The sequence below is a fragment of the Geomicrobium sp. JCM 19037 genome (assembly GCF_000698105.1).
Lineage (GTDB): Bacteria > Bacillota > Bacilli > Bacillales > Marinococcaceae > Geomicrobium_A.
In genome coordinates, this window is sequence record NZ_BAWZ01000001.1 from 220,138 (window position 1) to 239,670 (window position 19,533).

Here is a 19,533-nt window from a genome sequence, read left to right on the forward strand (position 1 = left end):
CCGCGCCTCCCTAATCAATTATTTCAAGTTCAAGAGCTCTTGTAACACTTCGTCGGACGTCGTAATGATTCTCGAGTTCGCTTGCAAGCCACGCTGAGCGGTAATCATCTCCACAAATTCTTCAGATAGGTCAACATTTGACATTTCCAGTGCACCGGCAACGAGATTGCCGGAGCCCCCCTCACCAGGGGTAACTGGATCACCAGGCGCTCCTGAGTTTGGTGATGGACGGTATAAGTTGCCGCCAACTTTTTCGAGACCTTCAGGGTTCGGGAAAGTGGCTAAGCCAATAGTAGCGTGTGGACCATCTGTATCACTTGGCACAACATACACACCACCATCAGAACCAATGCTAAAACTTTCTGCGTCGGTTGGAATATCTATTGCATTCCCATCTTCATCTAGCAAATAATGACCGTCTGAGTTCACAATGTATCTTTGTTCTCCATCAACCGGAGTCAAGTAAAAATTCCCCGCTCTCGTATATAACGTATTTGCATCAGTAGCACCTGTTTGAGGACCTACACGAAAATACCCATCCCCTGCGATGCCTAAATCCAACTCACGCCCCGTCGGCTGCAACGCCCCTTGGGTATGAATCGTATCGATGGAGCCAGTCTGTACACCGAGGCCAATTTGTCTCGGGTTCGTCCCACCTAAATCTCCTCCAGAACCACTCGCTCCTTGCACGGTTTGGCTGAGCATATCTTGGAATGTGTAACGCCCTTTTTTAAATCCGAATGTGTTGACGTTGGCGATGTTGTTGCCGATTACGTCGAGTTTTTGTTGGTGGTTTTGCAATCCGGTTACGCCTGAATACATACTTCTAATCATCTGTATTCCTCCTTATAGTGGGTCGTTCGCGTCAGTCAGTCGGCGAACGGACAGCTTCCTTATCGGTCCAGCTGTTATGGCTTGAGTACAATCGTACCGTCAATGTTCGTGAAGATCTTGTCGGTTGCTTCTCGTTCTGAGAGCACGGTTACGACCGTTTCATTTTGGGCACTTACGACGAGGGCAGCATCGTTTGTGAGCACGAGAGGCTGTGAAATGCCTTTCGCTTTCGCTTCATGCACTTTTTCTGTTACCCGTATCCATTGTTCTTCGGACATATGAATTTGTCGTTCTTTCATGCGCATTTCAGCATGTTTACTAAGTTTTAGCGGTTCTTTCGTTGTCGCCGCCTGTAATGCTTCTTGAAATGATCTGGTATTCGGTTGAGCGGTTTTTACACTGTTTTTCGTAGGTGGATGGCCGTTTGCACGGCAGCTAAAGGTTGATAAGGAATGTGCATTTATTCGTCATCACCTTCTGATGGTTCGCTTTTCAAAGCCACTTCGGTTAATTGTCGGCTGTCGACCCAGCGACCGGTATCGAGCTGAACTTGCAGTTCCCCTGATTCATTCTTCGTACTGCAGTGACTTCATTTTCACTATAGTGACGTTCTTCAAAGCCGTTATCATCTTCGATAATTCGGTACCAGTTCACTTGTTTACCGATAAGCCACTTAGCTGTACGAGTGAAGTATGTTCTTGTTGCTGAGTAAACTGTTGGATGTTGGCATTCATGTTCGTCAACTGCTCAAGGGAAGAAAACTGAGCCATTTGTGCGATGAATTCCCGATCGTCCATCGGGTCTAGTGGATCTTGGTTTTGCAGTTGATGAATTAAAAGTTTCAAGAAGTCATCTTTTCCAAGAATCGTATCTTCGGGTTTTGCAACCGGTACCCCGTTCACTTGATTACGCTCGCCTGCAGCGGCGGTTTGAAAGTTCACGTTCATAACGTTTTGCTCTCCTCCTCTTCTTTTTCAATGGTTTGTGCTAGCCACTCTTGGAACGAAGGGAAGTCCGTTTGTTCATCAGACAATGATTCTTCGTATTGTGCCGTTTCATCGTCTTCTCGGTCCCGCTCCGCTTGCTCATCATTAAGTTTTTGCTCAATGTCATCTACGGTGACTCGTTCGACTTGTATGTGTTGTTGGTGGAAAGCGTTTCTGAGCTGAGGCAGCTGTGTTTCAATGAGTTCTCGAGCGGTTGCCGAAGCGGTTAGTAAACGCGCTTCCATAACACCATTCGTTCGGACAAGCTCAATATGAAGCTTCCCTAGATGTTCTGGATGAAGGCGAATGGTGAGTGTCTCTTTTCCGCCAACATGTTGAAACTGTGCTCGATTGAGAACAAAATGGAGTTGCCGTTGGAACTGTAACTCTTGTCGGTGCTTTGTATCTTCTGTTCCGATATGAATTTGAAGCTGCTCCCCTGCGCCTAACGCTCTCATCGCATAATACGGCGTAAATTCAACCCGTGACGCACTGTTCATAAAACGGTCGTCCAACAAAACGGGTGCCGGTCGTTCATTTTGTTGGCTGCGTTTTTGATTGCTTGTTTCCAGTCGCTCTACACGTTCAATAACGGCTTCAATCTTCTTCACTACCGTTTCTTTGAAAACGGGTGAAGATGTTGTTTGTTGATCAATGATACGCTGAACGATCTTTTGCAAACGACCGAGTTGCTCGGTTGACGGTACGTCTTGCCTTCGTAATGTGTCGATCATAACCTGAACTTCTTGCAAAGAAGAGGCCATTTCCCTCAAAGTCGGTTCATGGACTAGAACTTGGATGAGAGATTCAATATGTGCTAACCGGAGGTCGGTTTCTTCACGCACGCGCTCCGTTTCTTGCTCGTTACGATCTTCAACAACCTCAACTTGTACTTGCTGTAGCTGTTCTCCTGGCTCGTCTTCGCGTGAGGTCAACCATTCGGCTATTCGTAATAACAATGTATCGAGTACGGTTTCTTCTTGGGTATCAGTGTCGGATATTTCTTCTTCTCGTGTCCTGTTCAGCGTTTCTAACAGCTGTGCGAATGCAGGTGCTGATGAATCGTCTTTTGTTCCTTGAGCGAAAACCGGTTTTAGCGATTCCTTTTCCGGGAATAGCTTATCTGTAAACAAACTTGAAACCCCTGTCGTAATCAGTCGGTTCACCTCCTTTCAATCGTCTTGGTCGCTTAGCATCGTCATCACTTCTGCTGCAAGCTCAGCTTCCATGTTTTGCAAGATGCCTGAGCGGGATTGATCGTTCATTTCTGTCATGTGGGTGACGATTTCCTCACCACTCAGCTCACTCATAATATCTGCTGCTCTTCGCGGATTCATGTTTTCATAGATTCTTGCAATACGCGCAAGTTCTTCGTCAACAGCATCTTCTTCTGGTGGCTGCCCTCCCTCAAACGCAGCATCAATTTCATATTGTTCAAGTTCTTCTTCAAGGGCCTCAATCGTTTGCTCAGCAGCGAGCAGTTGTTGTTCTAGCACATCTACATCTGCAGAACTTGATGACTCTTCTTCACGAATGAGCAATCCTTCCTCAGAATCAGCCGTGAACGTCTCCAATGGATTGAAATCCAATACATAAAATACAACAGCCAAGATCGTTGCGAGCACAATACCAGGGATAAGTATGACAAACAGCAGAAACTGTTTGCCGCTCCACGAGGAGTGCTTGTCTTTTGATTTTTTCTTCATAGCCTCCCCCTACTCTGCTCGAATGTATTGCATGACCGCCGTTTCATCCAATTGCAGTTGCTCAAGACGGTTTTGTTCTTCTCGCTCACGTTCCTTGTTTTTTCCCTTCATTTTTTCAAGCTTTTTCAGTTCGGTGTTTGCTGCTTGCCACTCTTGTTTCATTTTGACCATATGTTGCCGGGATACATCGGCTTCATGTTGCCAAATGAGAATTTGTTTCTCCAATCGTTTGGACATTAGCTCTGCTTCTTGTAGCGCGGCAATGGTCGTTCCCGCCACCACATTTTGGTCGACTTTTTGTTTAGTTGTCTCTTTTTGTTTGAGCCAGTGGTACAGTTCATAACCGACCGTTTCGAATTTTTTGACCGCTTCGTTATATTTCACCTGGCAATCGTTCGCTTCATTCTCTTTTACTTGCAACAACTTCTCTAACCTAAACCGAAAGGTCACGACCCGGTCACTCCTTTATGGCAATGTCATTCATCCACGCGCGCGTTTGGTCTAAAGAAACATGCTCTCCTGTTGACTGTTGCAAAAACCGTTGTATTTCTGGTTGAAGCTCTACCGCCAAGTCAATCGATCTAGCGTGTCCTTTTTTGTACGCCCCTACACTAATTAAGTCTTCCGTATCACGATAGGCACTCATTCGTTCACGAATGGTTTGCGCTGCCTGTTGGTGGTCTTTTTCTGTAATATCATTCATTAATCGGCTCACGCTTTTTAATACATCAATCGCTGGGTAGTGGCCTCGGTTTGCAATACTACGGTCCAAGATAAAATGACCATCTAAAATCCCCCGCACGGCATCTGTGATCGGTTCATTCAGGTCATCCCCATCAACAAGGACGGTATAAAAAGCAGTGATTGCGCCGTTTACACTCGTGCCTGATCGCTCTAACAGCTGAGGCAGCATCGCGAATACTGAAGGTGTGTATCCTTTTGTTGTCGGAGGTTCCCCTGCAGCAAGTCCAACTTCTCGCTGCGCCATCGCAAAACGTGTGACCGAATCCATCATTAAGTTCACATGTTTCCCTTGGTCTCTGAAATATTCAGCGATAGCCGTAGCCGTCTGTGCGCCTTTAATTCTGACGAGCGCTGGCTGGTCCGAAGTTGCGGCGACGACAATCGAGCGCTTCATCCCCTCTTCGCCCAATTCTTTCTCAATAAAATCTCGAACTTCTCTTCCTCGTTCACCAATTAAAGCAATCACATTCACATCGGCTGCTGAAGACTTCGTAATCATTGAAAGAAGTGTACTCTTTCCGACTCCACTTCCTGCAAAAATGCCGACTCGTTGACCTACCCCAACAGTAAGCAAACCATCAATCACTTTAATGCCTAACGGCATCGTTTCTGTAATTCTTGGACGAGTTAGTGGGTTGGGTGACGGTTGTTCTACTGCAACCTTTTTCAAGCCTCGAGGCAGCCGCTCACCGTTCAGTGGCTGACCAAGCCGTCAACGACTTTGCCAATCAGGTCATTTCCAACAGCCACTTCAAGTGGTTTTCTCCGATTTTTCACGAGACTACCCGTTTGAATACGGTTCGTTTTGGAAAGAGGCATGAGCAAAAGATTCGTTTCTTTAAAACCAACGACTTCTGCTAATACAACCGAGCCGTCATTTTGATTAATTTCACAAATCTCTCCAACTGCAGCTCGAGGGCCTCTAGCTTCAATCGTTAAACCGACAACTCGGGTTACGTTGCCGTACCATTGGTATTGGTTGACAGTGGCGAGTTCTTCTATGAGATTAATAGCTTTCATGGTGCTCACGCTCACGAACGAGTCGGTGTTCTAATTCTGTGTGCAATCCATCCAATTGTGTGTGAACGCTCGCATCCAAATGCCCGTAAGACGTTTTGATTAAGCAACCATCTTCTTCTAGAGTAGGGTCTGCAAAAAAACGAACACGTTCCGCCATCGTAAGCAATGCTTCATACTCACCGCGACGTTGCACGGTGTCGGCAAAATGATTTGGATGGATGTAAATGAGCACTTCTTCTTCGTCTTTTACTTGCTCGATCGCTTGTTTCAAAAACTGGTCATAGCCTTCTGGTACGCTCACTTCTTGACCAACAATCTGTTTGGCAAACGCCATCGCTAGTTGTAAGATTGATTCTTCCGCTTGTTCTACGTACCGGTCATAATCTTCCTTCGCCGCCTGTACGACGTGCTTTGCCCGGTCAATTTCCTGCAAATACGTATCATGTCCTTCTTGTTGACCTTTTTCATATCCCTTTTGCCAACCCGCTTCTCGTTGTTCTTCGTACAGACGTTTCGCTTCAGCTTCATGAAGCTTTTTCTCTTCAACGAGTGACGCTTCTAAACGGGCCGCTTCTTGCTTGGCAGATTCAATAATCGTGGCCGCTTTTTCTTGAGCGGCTCGAACGATGTTCACACCAGTGTCTTGCATGGCTTCGACTTGCTCATCTGACGATTCTTTACTCGAAGGTTCAGTCTCTCTTTCAATCGGTTGCAAGACGAGAGAAAATGGGCGCTCATTCGTTGAGCTTTTGTTTTGTCGATTCCGTTTTATGAGGTTAGACAATCACATCATCTCCCCACCTCTAGCAATCACAATTTCTCCAGCTTCTTCGAGACGGCGCACAGCGTTGACAATTCTCGTTTGCGCGTCTTCTACTTCTTTCAAACGAACCGGTCCCATATACTCCATTTCTTCCTTGAACGTTTCTGCCATCCGCGTACTCATGTTGCTAAATAGAATATTTCTAACTTCCTCGCTTGCAATTTTAAGTGACAATTGCAAGTCTTCATTGTCTACATCGCGAATGATGCGTTGAATCGACCTAGCGTCAAGCGTGACAATGTCTTCAAACACAAACATCCGCTTTTTAATCTCTTCTGCCAGATCAGGATCTTGAATCTCTAATGAATCAAGAATCGTTCGCTCGGTGCTTCGATCGACGCTGTTAAGCACGTCAACAACCGCTTCTATTCCTCCAGCTTCCGTATAATCATGAGTGAACGTCGATGACAATTTCTGTTCGAGAACCGCCTCCACCTCACTAATAATTTCCGGAGACGTCCGGTCCATCGTTGCAATTCTTTTTGCAACATCCGACTGCATTTCAGAAGAGAGCTCCGAAAGTATTTGACCACTTTGGTGGGGGTCTAAGTAAGAAAGGACGAGTGCGATCGTTTGTGGATGCTCATTTTGAATGAAATTAAGAATTTGAACCGGCTCTGATTTGCGCGCAAAATCAAACGGGCGCACTTGCAACGTCGATGTGAGCTTCGTAATGATGGCCATCGCCTCATCGGTTCCTAGCGCCTTCTCTAGCACATCTTTGGCATAACCGATGCCGCCTTGCGTCATGTATTCTTGAGCGACCGCGAGTTGATGAAATTCGTGAATCAACTGATCTCGGTCTTCATTGTCTACTTTTCGAACGTTCGCAATCTCTAGTGTGAGCTGTTCGATTTCTTCTTGCTGTAAATGTTTATATACATTTGCAGATACGTCGGGTCCAAGAGAAATTAATAGCGCTGCTGCTTTTTGTTTGCCAGAGTACTTCTGTCGCGTTCGATTCATCTGTGAACCCCCTTAGTCATCAGATAGCCAAGTGCGCAGTAGTTTTGAAAATTCTTCTGGACGCTCTCTTGCCAGCTGTTCCAATTTCCTCCGACGCTCAGCACCTGGTGTAATGTCTTCAGTCGGGATTTCTTCGACTGTTTCGGTAAACGTCTCTTCTTCAAACTCTTCGAATTCGTCATTGTTTCTTCTTAACAACAGCCAGCCTGCTACGATGAGGACGAGTAGCCCTAAGCCCCCTGCAACGTAAACCCATGCAGGAATTGCAAATTGAGCGGTTTCCTCAACATCTGCTTTTCCAAATAAAGGCTGTGCGGTCACGACAATTCGGTCACCAACATCCCCTTCCATATCTTCGAGCGATGGAGAAGCGATGCTTGTTGAAACAACGGTCTCGAGCATATCCTCAATTTCGCCAATCGCTGTTGGTGGTAGGGATGTTAAATCGGTTGGGTCCGGCGGTTCCACAACGACTTGGACACCTAAATCTCTAACCGTGTATGGACTTTCTTGGATTTGTCGATGAATCCGATTCACATCATTGTTAATTCGCTCTTCAATTCGCTCGTAATCGCCATCCCCTGCAGCCCCTACAGCTGGGTAGTTGGCAATGTCATCGTCGCCTGTTCCGACGACACCTTCCTCAGGAACTCCGCCGCCTTCATAGTATTCAGACACACGCTCTACACTGATTGCAATTCCTTCCGTCGTATCTTCATCCACAGGTTCGACGAGCTCTTCCTCACGGTACTCTTGTGTGAAATCAACATCAGCGGTTACCGAAACGACGACCTTATCTTGACCCATCATCATCCCTAACATCTGCTGAAGCCGTTGTTGTATGTCTTGTTCTATGTTTCGTCGGATTTCTCGCTGTTGGTCGTAAACGTGAAGGGTACTGTCGCTCATCTCACTTTGGTCATATGTATAATTGTTAAAGAGTTGGTCAGTGATGACGATATTATCGGTAGGCAAATTCGGTATACTTTTAGATACGAGATTAAAAAGTGCTGATACGTTATGTGGATCGAGCGAATAACCACCTGCAAGCGTAAGTACGATGGACGCTTGTGCCTCACCAGGATCATCACTAAGCCAAATTGTCTCTTCTGGAAGCTGTATCATGACCGTTGCGGACTGAACCCCATCGATCGTCTGAATCAACCCTTCCAATTCCGTTTGCATTGCCGCTTTTTCCATGACCGAAAATTCGTTATCCGTCATGCCAAACCCAAGAGAATCACGAAAATCTTCGTAGTTAATGGCGCCTGTGCTCGGAATTCCCTCAGCAGCTAGCTCAACTTTCACATCATCAACGACGTCTCTTGGTACATAAATCGCTGTTCCATTTTCATTAATCGTATTGGCAATCCCACGGCTATCAAGCGTCTCTTTAATTTGTCCTGTTTCCTCAACGGACAAATTGCTGTAGAGCGGTGCATAGTTTGTGCGCAATGTGAAAAATAGCAACATTACGATTAGTAATAGAACGACAATGACCGAACCGATAAAGAAGCCTTTTTGCTTCTTTGTTTTGGACGTCCAACGTAATGGTCTGCGCCTTCATTTGTTCAATCTTCTCATTCATGGTTCGTCCCGCCTACTTCCGCTTAGAGATGCTACACTTGCATTCTCATGATCGTTTCATAAGCCTCGATGGCTTTGTTACGCACTTCAATCGTAGTTTGCATCGCAATACCGGCTTTCTCTGAAGCGATGATTACATCATGAAGGTTATCTACTTCACCTGAAACGAGTTTTTCGGTCATTTGCCGTGATTCGATCTGTTGGTCGTTCACGTTCTCAATTGCACCTTTTAGCAACTCATGAAACGCGCCATGCGCATCAGCCGGTGTGTGCGTGCGACTACTAGAAGCAACGTTTCCACTGTAACCTACAGGCATAAACGGTTGAATTGTGTTGCCACCCTCCATTACTTAACCCCCTCTAGTTATGTACGTCCAATTTCCAACGCTTTCATCATCATGCCTTTGTGAGCATCAAATACGGTAACATTCGCTTCATATGAACGCGTTGCCCCCATAATATCGACCATCTCTTTTAATGGGTCCACATTCGGAAGAAAAAGCATACCTTCTTCGTTCGCATCAGGATGGCCTGGTGCATACATTTGTTCAAACGGGGTTTCATCTTCTACAATTCCCGTAACCTGAACCCCATTTGCACGATTCTCTGCAGCTCGCAAATGTGACGCAAACGACGACTGCGCACCGCTGCCCATCGTGACCATCTTACGACGATAAGGCTGCCATTCCCCATCCACCATTTGCCCACGCGTCGTTTCCGCATTGGCCATATTGCCAGCAGCCACATCCATACGAAGCCGTTGAGCGGTTAGTGCGGAAGCGGTATGATTCATACCTGCAAACATACTCATCTAGTTCCCTCCTCGAATCGCAGTTTTTAAGGAGCTGAATTGTCCGTTTAATCGTTCGGCAACGGCATTGTAATAAATTTGATTGTTTGCCATCATCGCCATCTCATGGTCCAGATCAACATTGTTGCCATTATGGTTGAATGCTGTATCGGTATCTCTTTTCATCAATGGTTCCCTTCCTCCACTTGAAAAAGGTACATGACGCTCATCTGTTCGGTATGCATCCAATTTCGCCTGTGCGTCGGTGAGGGCAGACTGAAAGTCAACACGCCTTGCCTTATAATTCGGTGTATCGATATTGGCTATATTGTTAGATATCGCTTGTTGTTGCATCGATGATGCATTCAAACCTCTTTCCAAAGAAAGCATTGTATTGGATATTAAGCTCATTCGCTAACCCTCCCTGTATGATTCGTCCGAATCACTACACGATTCAACGCACTCAGTTCGGTACTTATGTATTGTGAACTTCGTCTCTTTAAATTGTAGTCAACGTCGACAATTTTTCTATTATAATCTAAAATTTTCATGAAAACACGAGCTACGGACTATTAAATGTTCGATTATATTAATACTTTTTAACTAAACCCAATTCACCACTTCCAAAACGATAGTCTTAAAGACCAGTAATATGTTTTCGTTTCGACATGAGCACTGCAAAATAGACAGGAGAAAACCCCTCACCACTTTCCTAATATTGGTATTTTTTGTCGGATTTCATTTCATGCTTGCGTTCACCTTCTATAGGCACATGCCTTCTTCACTAAGTGCACACCAAAAGGACTGGTCATTTCGTCATAACAAACACGAAAAAAGCCCCACTCCTTTTATCAGGAATGGGGCTTTTGCTTTGCTTATTTACTCGTCTCTTAGTCTTTCAAGTTCTGTAAGAAACTTTCCATTTAACACTTTAATATACGTACCTTTCATTCCTAGGGAACGAGATTCAATGACACCGGCACTTTCTAACTTACGAAGTGCATTCACGATGACAGAACGTGTAATTCCTACACGGTCAGCAATTTTACTTGCGACAAGTAAGCCTTCTTTGCCGTCAAGTTCTTCAAAGATATGCTCAACCGCTTCTAACTCACTGTAAGATAATGAGCTAATCGCCATTTGAACAACCGCTTTACTTCTTGCTTCTTCTTCAATTTCTTGAGCTTTCTCATGGAGGATCTCCATGCCGACAATCGTAGCTCCATACTCAGCTAGAATGAGATCATCATCACTGAAAGAGTCATTCAAGCGGGCAAGAATGAGCGTACCAATACGTTGTCCTCCACCGATGATTGGAACAATGGTTGTAAGTCCTGTTTTAAATAGTTCACGGTTTTCAACAGGGAATGCTGTGTACTTGCTGTCAATATCAAGGTTTGGAGATGTTTCAGCAACCCCAAATAATCCTTCTGTATACTCTTCAGGGAATTGACGCTCCTCTAAAATGCGGTCAATCTTATCGTGCTCGATCTCTTGTTGAATGGAATAACCGAGCAACTTCCCTCTTCTACTGACAACGAATACGTTCGCTGTGATGACATCGCGCAATGTTTCTGCCATGTCTTTAAAGTCCACATGTTGCCCCGCTGATTTTTGTAGCATCTCATTGATCTTTCTAGACTTCGTTAATAGTTCCATCTGTTAATAGATCCTCCTATTCATATATTACAATATAAAGTGGCTGGTATCTTGGTTCGCTGCAACGTCTTTGAGCTTATCATCCACATAAGACGGCGTGATCGTAATCTTTTCTAACGTCACATCTGTCGCTTCAAAAGATAGGTCTTCAAGTAAACGTTCCAGTAGTGTGTGCAAGCGTCTTGCGCCAATGTTCTCCGTCGTTCGATTTACATGCTCTGCAAGTTCAGCCAATCTAACTACAGCTTCGTCAGAAAATTCAACGATTATACCTTCAGTTTCCAAAAGTGCTGCATATTGTTTGAGCAGCGCATTGTCAGGCTCTTTTAAAATCCGCACAAAGTCATCTTTCGTGAGGTTATCAAGTTCCACACGAATCGGAAAACGCCCTTGCAGTTCGGGAATGAGATCTGACGGTCTTGAAATGTGGAATGCACCAGCAGCAACGAACAATATGTGGTCGGTTTGCACAGGTCCATATTTCGTCGTTACCGTTGCTCCTTCCACAATAGGAAGGATATCTCTTTGAACACCTTCTCGAGATACGTCAACACTGTTGTTCTGCTGTTTTCCTGCAACTTTATCAATCTCATCGATAAAAATCATGCCAAGTTGCTCTGTCTTCTCAACAGCTTTTTGGCTAATCTCTTCCATATCAACAAGCTTTTGTGCTTCATCATCAGCCAGAACTTTGCGCGCTTCTTTTACAGTTAGTCTGCGCTTCTTCTTACGCTTTGGCATCATGTTGCCAAGCATGTCTTGCATGTTCATGCCCATCTGCTCCATACCAGACCCTTGAAACATATCCATCAGTCCAGCATTTTGCTCATCTACTTCAACCGTTACCGTTGTATCTTCTAGCTCACCTGTTTCAAGCTGAGCTGCAATTCGTTTTCTCTGTTCCTTTAACGATTGCTGATCCGCATCTTCAAGGTCATCCACATCTTGTTGAGCGGCTCCGCCTTGGTTAAAAAACATCTCCAACGGATTTTTGTACGATTGATTCTTCTTTTTTGACGGGGCTAACAACTCAACAAGTCGTTCGTTAGCAAGCGAGTCTGCTTGCGGCTTTACAGCCTTTGTCGCTTCGTCTTTTACGAGGCGCACCGCGACTTCCACTAAGTCACGCACCATCGATTCAACGTCGCGACCGATGTAACCGACTTCGGTGAATTTCGTCGCTTCGACTTTTACAAACGGCGCACCGACGAGCTTTGATAATCGTCTGGCAATCTCGGTTTTTCCGACACCGGTAGGACCAATCATCAAAATGTTCTTCGGTGTAATTTCATCTCGCATACTTTCTGCAACTTTACTTCTTCGATACCGATTTCGAAGCGCAACGGCTACCGCTCGTTTCGCCCCAGATTGGCCAACAATATATTGATCCAATTTGTTTACAATTTGCTTTGGTGTTTGATTGGCATGTTCCAAAAGCCATCACCTATCCTTTATCATCTCACAAAGGAGAATGATTAAATTTCTTCAACGATTCGTTCATGATTGGTATACACACAAATGTCTCCAGCTGTCCGTAATGCTTCTTCAGCAATTTCTTTGGCACTAAGAGATGAATGCTTGGCAAGGACTCTACCTGCTGCCAGCGCATAGAACCCACCTGACCCGATGGCAATCATGCCATCATCGGGTTCGATGATCTCTCCTGTACCCGCAACGAGTAACAACTTCTCCTCATTCATGACGAGTAGCATGGCTTCTAATTTGCGGAGCACTTTATCATTGCGCCATTCTTTCGCTAGATTAATTGCTGCTCGGTCTAATTGACCACTGGCTTCTTGAAGTTTCCCTTCAAACATATCAAACAGCGTGAATGCATCTGCAACCGAACCGGCAAATCCTGCAACAACTTTCCCGTTGTAGATTCTTCGAATCTTCTTTGCTGAGTGCTTCATCACCGTTGCCTGACCGAACGTTACTTGACCGTCACCTGCCATCGCCCCTTTTCCGTTGTGGCGAATGGCAAAAATCGTTGTCGCATGGAAAGACTGTTCCATGTTGCCTCCTCTCAGGTGCGTGGATGTGCACCTTTATAGACCTTTCGCAGACGCTCTGTCGTTACGAGAGAATAGCGGTTGAGTTGTTGACAGGTCAAGAACCCTGAGCAACTCCTGTACCGCTCGTAAATCCGCACCTTCGTTCAACAGATGTGTTGCGAATGTATGCCTTAGACTATGCGGAGAAATGTGTAAGGTGTGCGAAGCTTCTCGAACCCGTTTCGTAAGAATGTAGCGAAGCCCACGATCCGTAAGTGGACCCGAGCGGAAATTCAAGAACACTCCTGTTTCTTCATGCTGCAGCAACGCTTGCCTGCCATCTTCCATATATCGTCGAACGGCCGCCACCGCAAGGACTCCAACTGGAACGTATCGTTCCTTTCGCCCTTTACCAAGCATAAGAATGAGGTCAGCATGATTATCGATGTGTTTGACTTGAAGACCGATAAGTTCACTTGCTCAAATGCCCGTTGCGTAAAGGAGCGCTATCATAGCCAGATCTCTTTGTTGAAGCGGGGAGTCACCTCCACAAGCATCAAACAATACTTGTAGTTCTTCTTCATACATAAATCGCGGTAAGCGATTGGGTTGCGAGGGGAAGTGTGTAAATGCTGTAGGGTTCTCCGAAACCATTGATTCCCGTTTTAAGAAACGATAAAACGTTCTTAATCCGGATCATTCACGAGCGATGCTCGTGCGTTTTAAACCTTTATCATGTAATCGCGTCAAATAAAGTCGAATGTACACATTCTGTGCAGACAAGCATCCTGCATCCACGCTCTCAGCATCCAAGAAATTCTTCCAATCTTCGAGTTAACGACTGTATGCTTTGATTGTGTGCACAAAAGCATTCTTCTCCACTTGTAGATATTGAAAAAATCTTTGATAAGGATCTTGTGCAGTTGTACACATGATCATTCACCTCATTAAAGCGACTAAATTCTATCACATAACCTGAGCAATCGCAACCTAAACGCCTTCTTTTTTCATAAAATTCTGAACGGAACTCAACGCTGTTCGTCCAAGATACTCGTACCTTTCTTTCTTTTTCATTCGCTCTTTCGGACGAGGCACAAGCCCGAAATTTGCATTGATTGGTTGAAAATGATCAGGATCTGCCGTCGTAATATATTCTGCCATTGCACCGATCATCGTTTCTTTTGGGAAAACCGTTAATTCATTCCCTTTCACAAGGTTTGCCGCGTTAATGCCTGCAACAAGCCCAGAAGCAGCGGATTCTACGTACCCTTCTACACCGGTCATTTGACCTGCAAAGAACAAATCATTCCGCTCTTTATATTGATACGTTGGATGAAGAAGTGTCGGGCTCTTCATAAACGTGTTTCGATGCATCACGCCGTACCGGACGATGTCCACATTCTCTAGACCAGGAATAAGGCGGATCACTTCTTTTTGTGGTCCCCATTTCATATGTGTCTGAAATCCGACAATGTTGTAAAGACTGCCTTCAATATTATCTTGACGCAGTTGAACGACTGCATATGGGCGTTCTCCCGTTTCAGGGTGTTCTAGACCAACGGGCTTCATTGGTCCAAAGAGAAGTGTCTTTTCTCCTCTTGCTGCCATTACTTCGACAGGCATACAACCTTCAAAAAACATTTTCTTTTCAAATTCACGCAACGGGACGGTTTCTGCGCGAATGAGTGCATCATAGAAAATCTTAAACTCAGCCTCTGTCATCGCGCAGTTAATGTACGCCGCTTCCCCTTTGTCATAGCGCGATTTGTAGTACACCTTGTCCATATTAATCGAGTCGGTTTCCACGATTGGAGCTGCCGCATCGTAAAAGTACAGTTGATCTTTTCCTGTCAAATTGATAATGCTCTCTGACAACGCTGACGACGTCAATGGGCCCGTCGCAATAATTGTCGGACCATCAGGAACCTCTGAAACTTCATCGCGCACGACCGTAACGAGAGGATGATTGTGAAGAGTGTTTGTCACTTTTCCAGCAAAGTCATGCCGATCAACAGCAAGTGCCCCGCCTGCCGGAACTGCACTTGCATCGGCAGATTGAATGACGAGTGAATCTAAATATCGCATTTCTTCTTTTAGAACACCAACGGCATTGGCCAATGAGTTGCCTCGTAGCGAGTTCGTGCAGACGAGTTCAGCAAATTGTTCTGTATGGTGGGCGGGTGTCTTTTTCACCGGTCTCATTTCATAAAGCGTTACGGGCACGCCGCGATTTACAAGTTGCCATGTTGCTTCACTTCCTGCAAGGCCAGCACCAATTACATTTACAGATGGATATTGACTCACATTCATCACCTCGTTTTTAGATTACGTACATCCCCTTATCTTTCCATTATACGTGATTGCCCGTTTGTTAGAAAAACAAACATTCAGTGAACAAATTTACACATAAGGAAGCGCCCCTTCTACAGAAAGGGGCGCTTGTGTCTTAGTTTGGTTCTTCTTCGTAATCACACTTGGTACATTGTACTCGAACTTCTTTTTTCGTTTTCTTCTCCACGAGCAATTGTTGACATTTAGGACATGGCCTAGCAATCGGTTTGTCCCAAGAAACAAATTCACATTCTGGGTACCGTTCACACCCAAAAAATGTCCGTTGTTTTTTGCTCTTTCGCTCAACCACATCGCCTTTTTTGCACGTCGGGCAAGTGACGCCAATCTTCTTAACAATCGCTTTTGTATTGCGGCAATCTGGGAAGTTGGAACATGCCATGAACTTTCCGTATCGGCCCATTTTAATGACCATCGGATTGCCACACACTTCACAATCTTCACCAGCGGGCTCGTCTTTAATCTCAACTTCTTGCATTTCTTTCTCCGCAACGTCGAGACGCTTTTCAAACCCTTTGTAGAAATCGTCAATAATGCCAATCCAGTCCGCATTACCTGCTTCAATCTCATCCAATCTGTTTCCATTCGAGCTGTAAACTTGACATTTAAGATCTCAGGGAAGAACTCAACGATCAGATCAAGAACAATTTCTCCTAATTCAGTAGGCACGAAACGTCGATCTTGGAGCGCGACGTAACCTCTTCTTTGAATCGTGTCGAGCGTTGGAGCGTACGTCGACGGCCTGCCGATGCCAAGCTCTTCCATCGTCCGTACGAGCCGTGCTTCTGTGTACCTTGGCGGGGGCTGCGTGAAATGTTGGTTTTCATTTAGCTCTGTTGACGTTGCCGTCTCGCCTTCCTTAAGCTCAGGCAAATACTTCTTGTCATCTTCTTCGTTGCCGTCATCATTACCTTCAACGTACACTTTCATGAAACCAGGAAACTTCACTTTAGATCCTGTTGCCCGAAACAACACACCGTTGTTCGTCAAGTCGACACTCATCGTATCCATTACAGCAGGAGCCATCCGGCTTGAAACCATACGCTCCCAAATGAGTCGATAAAGACGCAACTGGTCTCTTGACAAGTAGCTTTTCACTTCTTTTGGTTCTTTTGCAACGGTTGTCGGTCGAATGGCCTCGTGAGCATCTTGGGCATTTTCATTTTGTTTTGTTTGTTTTCGTTCAGCCCCGAGGTATTCTTTGCCGTACTTGTTCTCAATGTACTCCCGCGCTTCTTCTTTAGCGGTATTGGAAATACGTGTGGAGTCGGTACGCATATACGTAATTAAACCGACAGTCCCTTCTTTTCCAAGATCCACACCTTCATACAGCTGTTGTGCCAACATCATTGTTTTCTTCGCTCGAAAATTTAATTTACGAGCCGCTTCTTGTTGCAAAGAAGATGTCGTAAACGGTTGTACTGGATTACGCTTTCGTTCCTTTTTTGTTACGGTGTCAATATGAAAATCGTTACCCTCGAGTTTGGCGAGTACGTTTTTCACATCTTCTTCCGTATGGAGGGATTGTTTCTTTTTATCCACACCATAAAATTGTGCATCAAACGTTTCTTTTTCATAAGAGAATTGCCCGCGAATGGACCAATACTCTTCAGGTTCAAATTGTTGGATTTCTTTTTCCCGCTCATTAATCATCTTTACAGCAACCGATTGGACACGTCCGGCACTTAACCCCTTTTTAACTTTCTTCCATAATAACGGGCTAATGTTGTACCCAACGAGACGATCGAGGATGCGCCGTGCCTGTTGCGAGTCAACAAGGTCCATATTAATGGGACGTGGGGTCTTAAACGCACCCTTAATCGCATCTTTAGTGATCTCATTAAACACAACGCGGCAATCCGAGTCCTGGTCAATATCTAGCTATGCGCTAAATGCCACGCAATCGCTTCCCCTTCACGGTCGGGGTCGGCAGCAAGATAGATTCGTTTCGCTTTCTTGGCTGCTTGTTTTAATTCTTTTAGGACTGGGCCCTTTCCACGGATCGTTATATATTTCGGATCGTAGTCTTGCTCCACATTCACGCCCATCTGAGATTTAGGTAAATCACGGATATGCCCATGGACGCTTTAACCGTATATTTTTTTCCCAAATACTTTCCAATGGTTTTCGCTTTTGCGGGAGATTCAACGATTACAAGGTAATCTGCCATCTCTAGAGTTTCCTCCCCCTCTTTTTAAATGTAAACCTTCCCTATTATTGAACACCCATTTACAATTTGTCAAACACTAGTGTCCATAAATCGGTGAATTTTTATGAAATTACGACAATACATGCATCTAAAAGCGGATATTTAAGAAGGGATTAGATCGTCTACGGTTAACACCATTTTAGCACCTTGTTGAATCAGCCGATTCGTCCCAACACTCGTGCTCACACCGACATTCCCAGGTAAGGCACAGACGTCTTTCCCTTGCTCTAAAGCGCAATCAACCGTAATAAGTGTACCTGACCTTTCACCTGCTTCCACAACAAACAGCAAATCCCCTAAGGCGCTAATTAATCGGTTTCTCTCTGGAAAATGCCATTTTTGTGGCACCACATCTGGTGGATACTCACTAAGTAGCAAATGATTTTGACTGATCGTCTTGGCGAGACCTTGATTTTCTTTTGGATAAATGTGGTTGTGGCCACTCCCAATGACCGCAATTGTCTTGCCGTTATTACCAATCGCAAGCTTATGGGCAAGCGTATCAATTCCCCGCGCGAGCCACTTACGATAACCGTGTTTTGCTGAACAACGGGAACGAGTAACTCATTTAAACGAGCTTTACCGTATTCACTTGGACTTCTCGTACCGACAACAGCGAGTGTTCGGGTGCAATTTAACAAATGCTCGTTTCCTGACACATACAAAACGGGTGGTGGGTCGGATAAATACCGAAAACGGTCTGGATACTCCTCATCTACGATCGTCACAGAGCGAACGGAGCCTTTCGTATAGCGACAGACGACTTCGTCGACCGTTCTCGTTCGCCAATAGTGTTGCCACTGCTGTATGATATCAGAACGGCGGTTTGTGATCTGTTGTAATGATTCGTGTGAAAGACGAAAAATATCTAGCGTAGGCACTTTGAGTAGCAATTGACGTAAAGATGCGGAGGTCATGCGGGGTGAAGAGTGGAGGTAAATGAGGCGATTGCGCGTTTCGTTAATCTGAACCGCTCCTTTCAGGTAATCTTTGAATATTCTGTTATATTATAAGAAAAAATAACTGTTGTCCAGTACGAATGCTTTGCCTCTTTATTTTTTGTAGCAATAAACACTACACATTAGTGACGCTGTCCACTAGGCCCTTCGTTTAAACCATTACAGCCAGATAACTGATCTGCAATCAGAATTGCTCAAGACGACATCTACTATTTAACACGATGAAGTAATGACATTCACGGAGCCTATAGTCGAGTTTGAACGTGCAACTTAAAAATTATTTCCAAAGGATCGCCGATTGGAATCAGTTTCACTCCTATGTGACCTTTTGCCTCTTTCTGCTTCCAATCGATGCTTATCTATATAAGTAGAACGAAAGGATTTCACTGAATCCGATGACCGAGAACGGTCTTTACAGGCAAACGCCTACCGATGGCCTGTTGAAGTTCATCTCACTTCAATGTCGATCGTTGTTCGTTACTGCAAGGGTTGCCGGCAACACAGAAGACGTTTCCTGAATGGTAAAAAGACGTGACCGATGGTCACCACCTGATGCAAGCGTGTGATCTACTATCACGTATGTGACAATCCAGCTTTTAAACCATGCACTTTCGGCCCTCAACGGTCACATATATTCAGATTTGTGACCGTTGACTCCGTTTATGTGCGCATTCACATTTAAAATGATGATTTTTCTTTCTCAAGTGTCACACAAATGAATATATGGGGCATTTAGGCTTCTTTCCACACCGTGACCAGTAGGCCAGAAACGAGAACCGTGTAACGGGAGTACATAGAAAACACGGGGGGCGTACTTTGGCCACCGATGTTGCACTTGTGCTCTGGAGTGCATAGAAAACACGGTGGCTGTCTTTTGGCCACCGATGTTGCATCTTAATAGCTGTAC

Annotated in this window: 16 protein-coding genes and 4 pseudogenes; all 20 read right to left on the reverse strand. The window is 45.0% G+C overall.

The genetic code is table 11. From position 1 onward, the window contains the following. Positions 1-18 precede the first annotated feature (18 nt). The 20 genes and pseudogenes from flgG to dprA all read right to left on the reverse strand — a co-directional run bounded on the left by flgG (position 19) and on the right by dprA (position 18,584). Entirely contained in the window at positions 19-834 is an 816-nt protein-coding gene (gene flgG / locus JCM19037_RS01070; RefSeq protein ID WP_042396894.1) for a flagellar basal body rod protein FlgG, read from the reverse strand. Between the two features lie 74 nt (positions 835-908). After that, entirely contained in the window at positions 909-1,298 is a 390-nt protein-coding gene (locus JCM19037_RS01075) for a TIGR02530 family flagellar biosynthesis protein (protein WP_042396897.1), read from the reverse strand. A 186-nt stretch (positions 1,299-1,484) separates the two neighbouring features. Then, positions 1,485-1,781: a flagellar hook capping FlgD N-terminal domain-containing protein gene (locus JCM19037_RS01080; protein WP_052363412.1), complete on the reverse strand. Its 297-nt coding sequence runs from the start codon at positions 1,779-1,781 to the stop codon at positions 1,485-1,487. Then, positions 1,778-2,953: a flagellar hook-length control protein FliK gene (locus JCM19037_RS01085; RefSeq protein WP_152548882.1), complete on the reverse strand. Its 1,176-nt coding sequence runs from the start codon at positions 2,951-2,953 to the stop codon at positions 1,778-1,780. The genes JCM19037_RS01080 and JCM19037_RS01085 overlap by 4 nt, the downstream gene beginning before the upstream one ends. Before the next feature lie 39 nt (positions 2,954-2,992). Next, positions 2,993-3,526: a magnesium transporter MgtE N-terminal domain-containing protein gene (locus JCM19037_RS01090; RefSeq protein ID WP_042396903.1), complete on the reverse strand. Its 534-nt coding sequence runs from the start codon at positions 3,524-3,526 to the stop codon at positions 2,993-2,995. 9 nt (positions 3,527-3,535) lie between these two features. Next, the gene (fliJ, locus tag JCM19037_RS01095) at positions 3,536-3,976 is read right to left on the reverse strand and encodes a flagellar export protein FliJ (protein WP_042396906.1); all 441 of its coding nucleotides are present in this window, start codon (positions 3,974-3,976) and stop codon (positions 3,536-3,538) included. A 7-nt stretch (positions 3,977-3,983) separates the two neighbouring features. Then, positions 3,984-5,290 (reverse strand): annotated as a pseudogene (fliI, locus tag JCM19037_RS01100) (flagellar protein export ATPase FliI). After that, on the reverse strand, positions 5,277-6,074 hold the full coding sequence (gene fliH / locus JCM19037_RS01105) for a flagellar assembly protein FliH (protein ID WP_042396909.1): 798 nt from the start codon (positions 6,072-6,074) through the stop codon (positions 5,277-5,279). The pseudogene fliI and the gene fliH overlap by 14 nt, the downstream one beginning before the upstream one ends. After that, positions 6,067-7,079, reverse strand: a pseudogene (gene fliG, locus JCM19037_RS01110) (flagellar motor switch protein FliG). Before fliG ends, fliH begins: the two are co-directional and overlap by 8 nt. A gap of 12 nt (positions 7,080-7,091) precedes the next feature. Continuing rightward, positions 7,092-8,588 carry a flagellar basal-body MS-ring/collar protein FliF gene (fliF, locus tag JCM19037_RS01115; protein ID WP_152548883.1) on the reverse strand — a complete coding sequence of 499 codons (1,497 nt, stop codon included), beginning with the start codon at positions 8,586-8,588 and terminating at the stop codon, positions 7,092-7,094. 110 nt (positions 8,589-8,698) lie between these two features. Further along, positions 8,699-8,983, reverse strand: coding sequence for a flagellar hook-basal body complex protein FliE (gene fliE / locus JCM19037_RS01120; RefSeq protein WP_042396981.1), 285 nt, complete (start codon positions 8,981-8,983; stop codon positions 8,699-8,701). A 47-nt stretch (positions 8,984-9,030) separates the two neighbouring features. Then, on the reverse strand, positions 9,031-9,477 hold the full coding sequence (gene flgC / locus JCM19037_RS01125) for a flagellar basal body rod protein FlgC (RefSeq protein ID WP_042396912.1): 447 nt from the start codon (positions 9,475-9,477) through the stop codon (positions 9,031-9,033). Continuing rightward, positions 9,478-9,867 (reverse strand): flagellar basal body rod protein FlgB, encoded by a 390-nt coding sequence (gene flgB, locus JCM19037_RS01130; RefSeq protein ID WP_042396913.1) that lies wholly within the window; start codon positions 9,865-9,867, stop codon positions 9,478-9,480. It abuts the gene before it with no gap. A 468-nt stretch (positions 9,868-10,335) separates the two neighbouring features. Continuing rightward, a complete protein-coding gene (codY, locus tag JCM19037_RS01135; RefSeq protein ID WP_042396916.1) occupies positions 10,336-11,115 on the reverse strand; it encodes a GTP-sensing pleiotropic transcriptional regulator CodY in 780 nt (259 codons plus the stop codon). Positions 11,116-11,142: 27 nt separating this feature from the next. Continuing rightward, positions 11,143-12,549 carry an ATP-dependent protease ATPase subunit HslU gene (gene hslU / locus JCM19037_RS01140; RefSeq protein WP_042396918.1) on the reverse strand — a complete coding sequence of 469 codons (1,407 nt, stop codon included), beginning with the start codon at positions 12,547-12,549 and terminating at the stop codon, positions 11,143-11,145. A gap of 41 nt (positions 12,550-12,590) precedes the next feature. Beyond that, positions 12,591-13,130: an ATP-dependent protease subunit HslV gene (gene hslV, locus JCM19037_RS01145; protein ID WP_042396921.1), complete on the reverse strand. Its 540-nt coding sequence runs from the start codon at positions 13,128-13,130 to the stop codon at positions 12,591-12,593. A gap of 33 nt (positions 13,131-13,163) precedes the next feature. Then, positions 13,164-13,529, reverse strand: a complete 366-nt coding sequence (locus JCM19037_RS26400; RefSeq protein ID WP_304412680.1) for a tyrosine-type recombinase/integrase — start codon at positions 13,527-13,529, stop codon at positions 13,164-13,166. 570 nt (positions 13,530-14,099) lie between these two features. Continuing rightward, on the reverse strand, positions 14,100-15,413 hold the full coding sequence (trmFO, locus tag JCM19037_RS01155) for an FADH(2)-oxidizing methylenetetrahydrofolate--tRNA-(uracil(54)-C(5))-methyltransferase TrmFO (protein WP_373900131.1): 1,314 nt from the start codon (positions 15,411-15,413) through the stop codon (positions 14,100-14,102). A gap of 142 nt (positions 15,414-15,555) precedes the next feature. Then, a pseudogene (gene topA / locus JCM19037_RS01160) lies at positions 15,556-17,628 on the reverse strand (type I DNA topoisomerase). Positions 17,629-17,769: 141 nt separating this feature from the next. After that, positions 17,770-18,584, reverse strand: a pseudogene (gene dprA / locus JCM19037_RS01165) (DNA-processing protein DprA). Positions 18,585-19,533 lie beyond the last annotated feature (949 nt).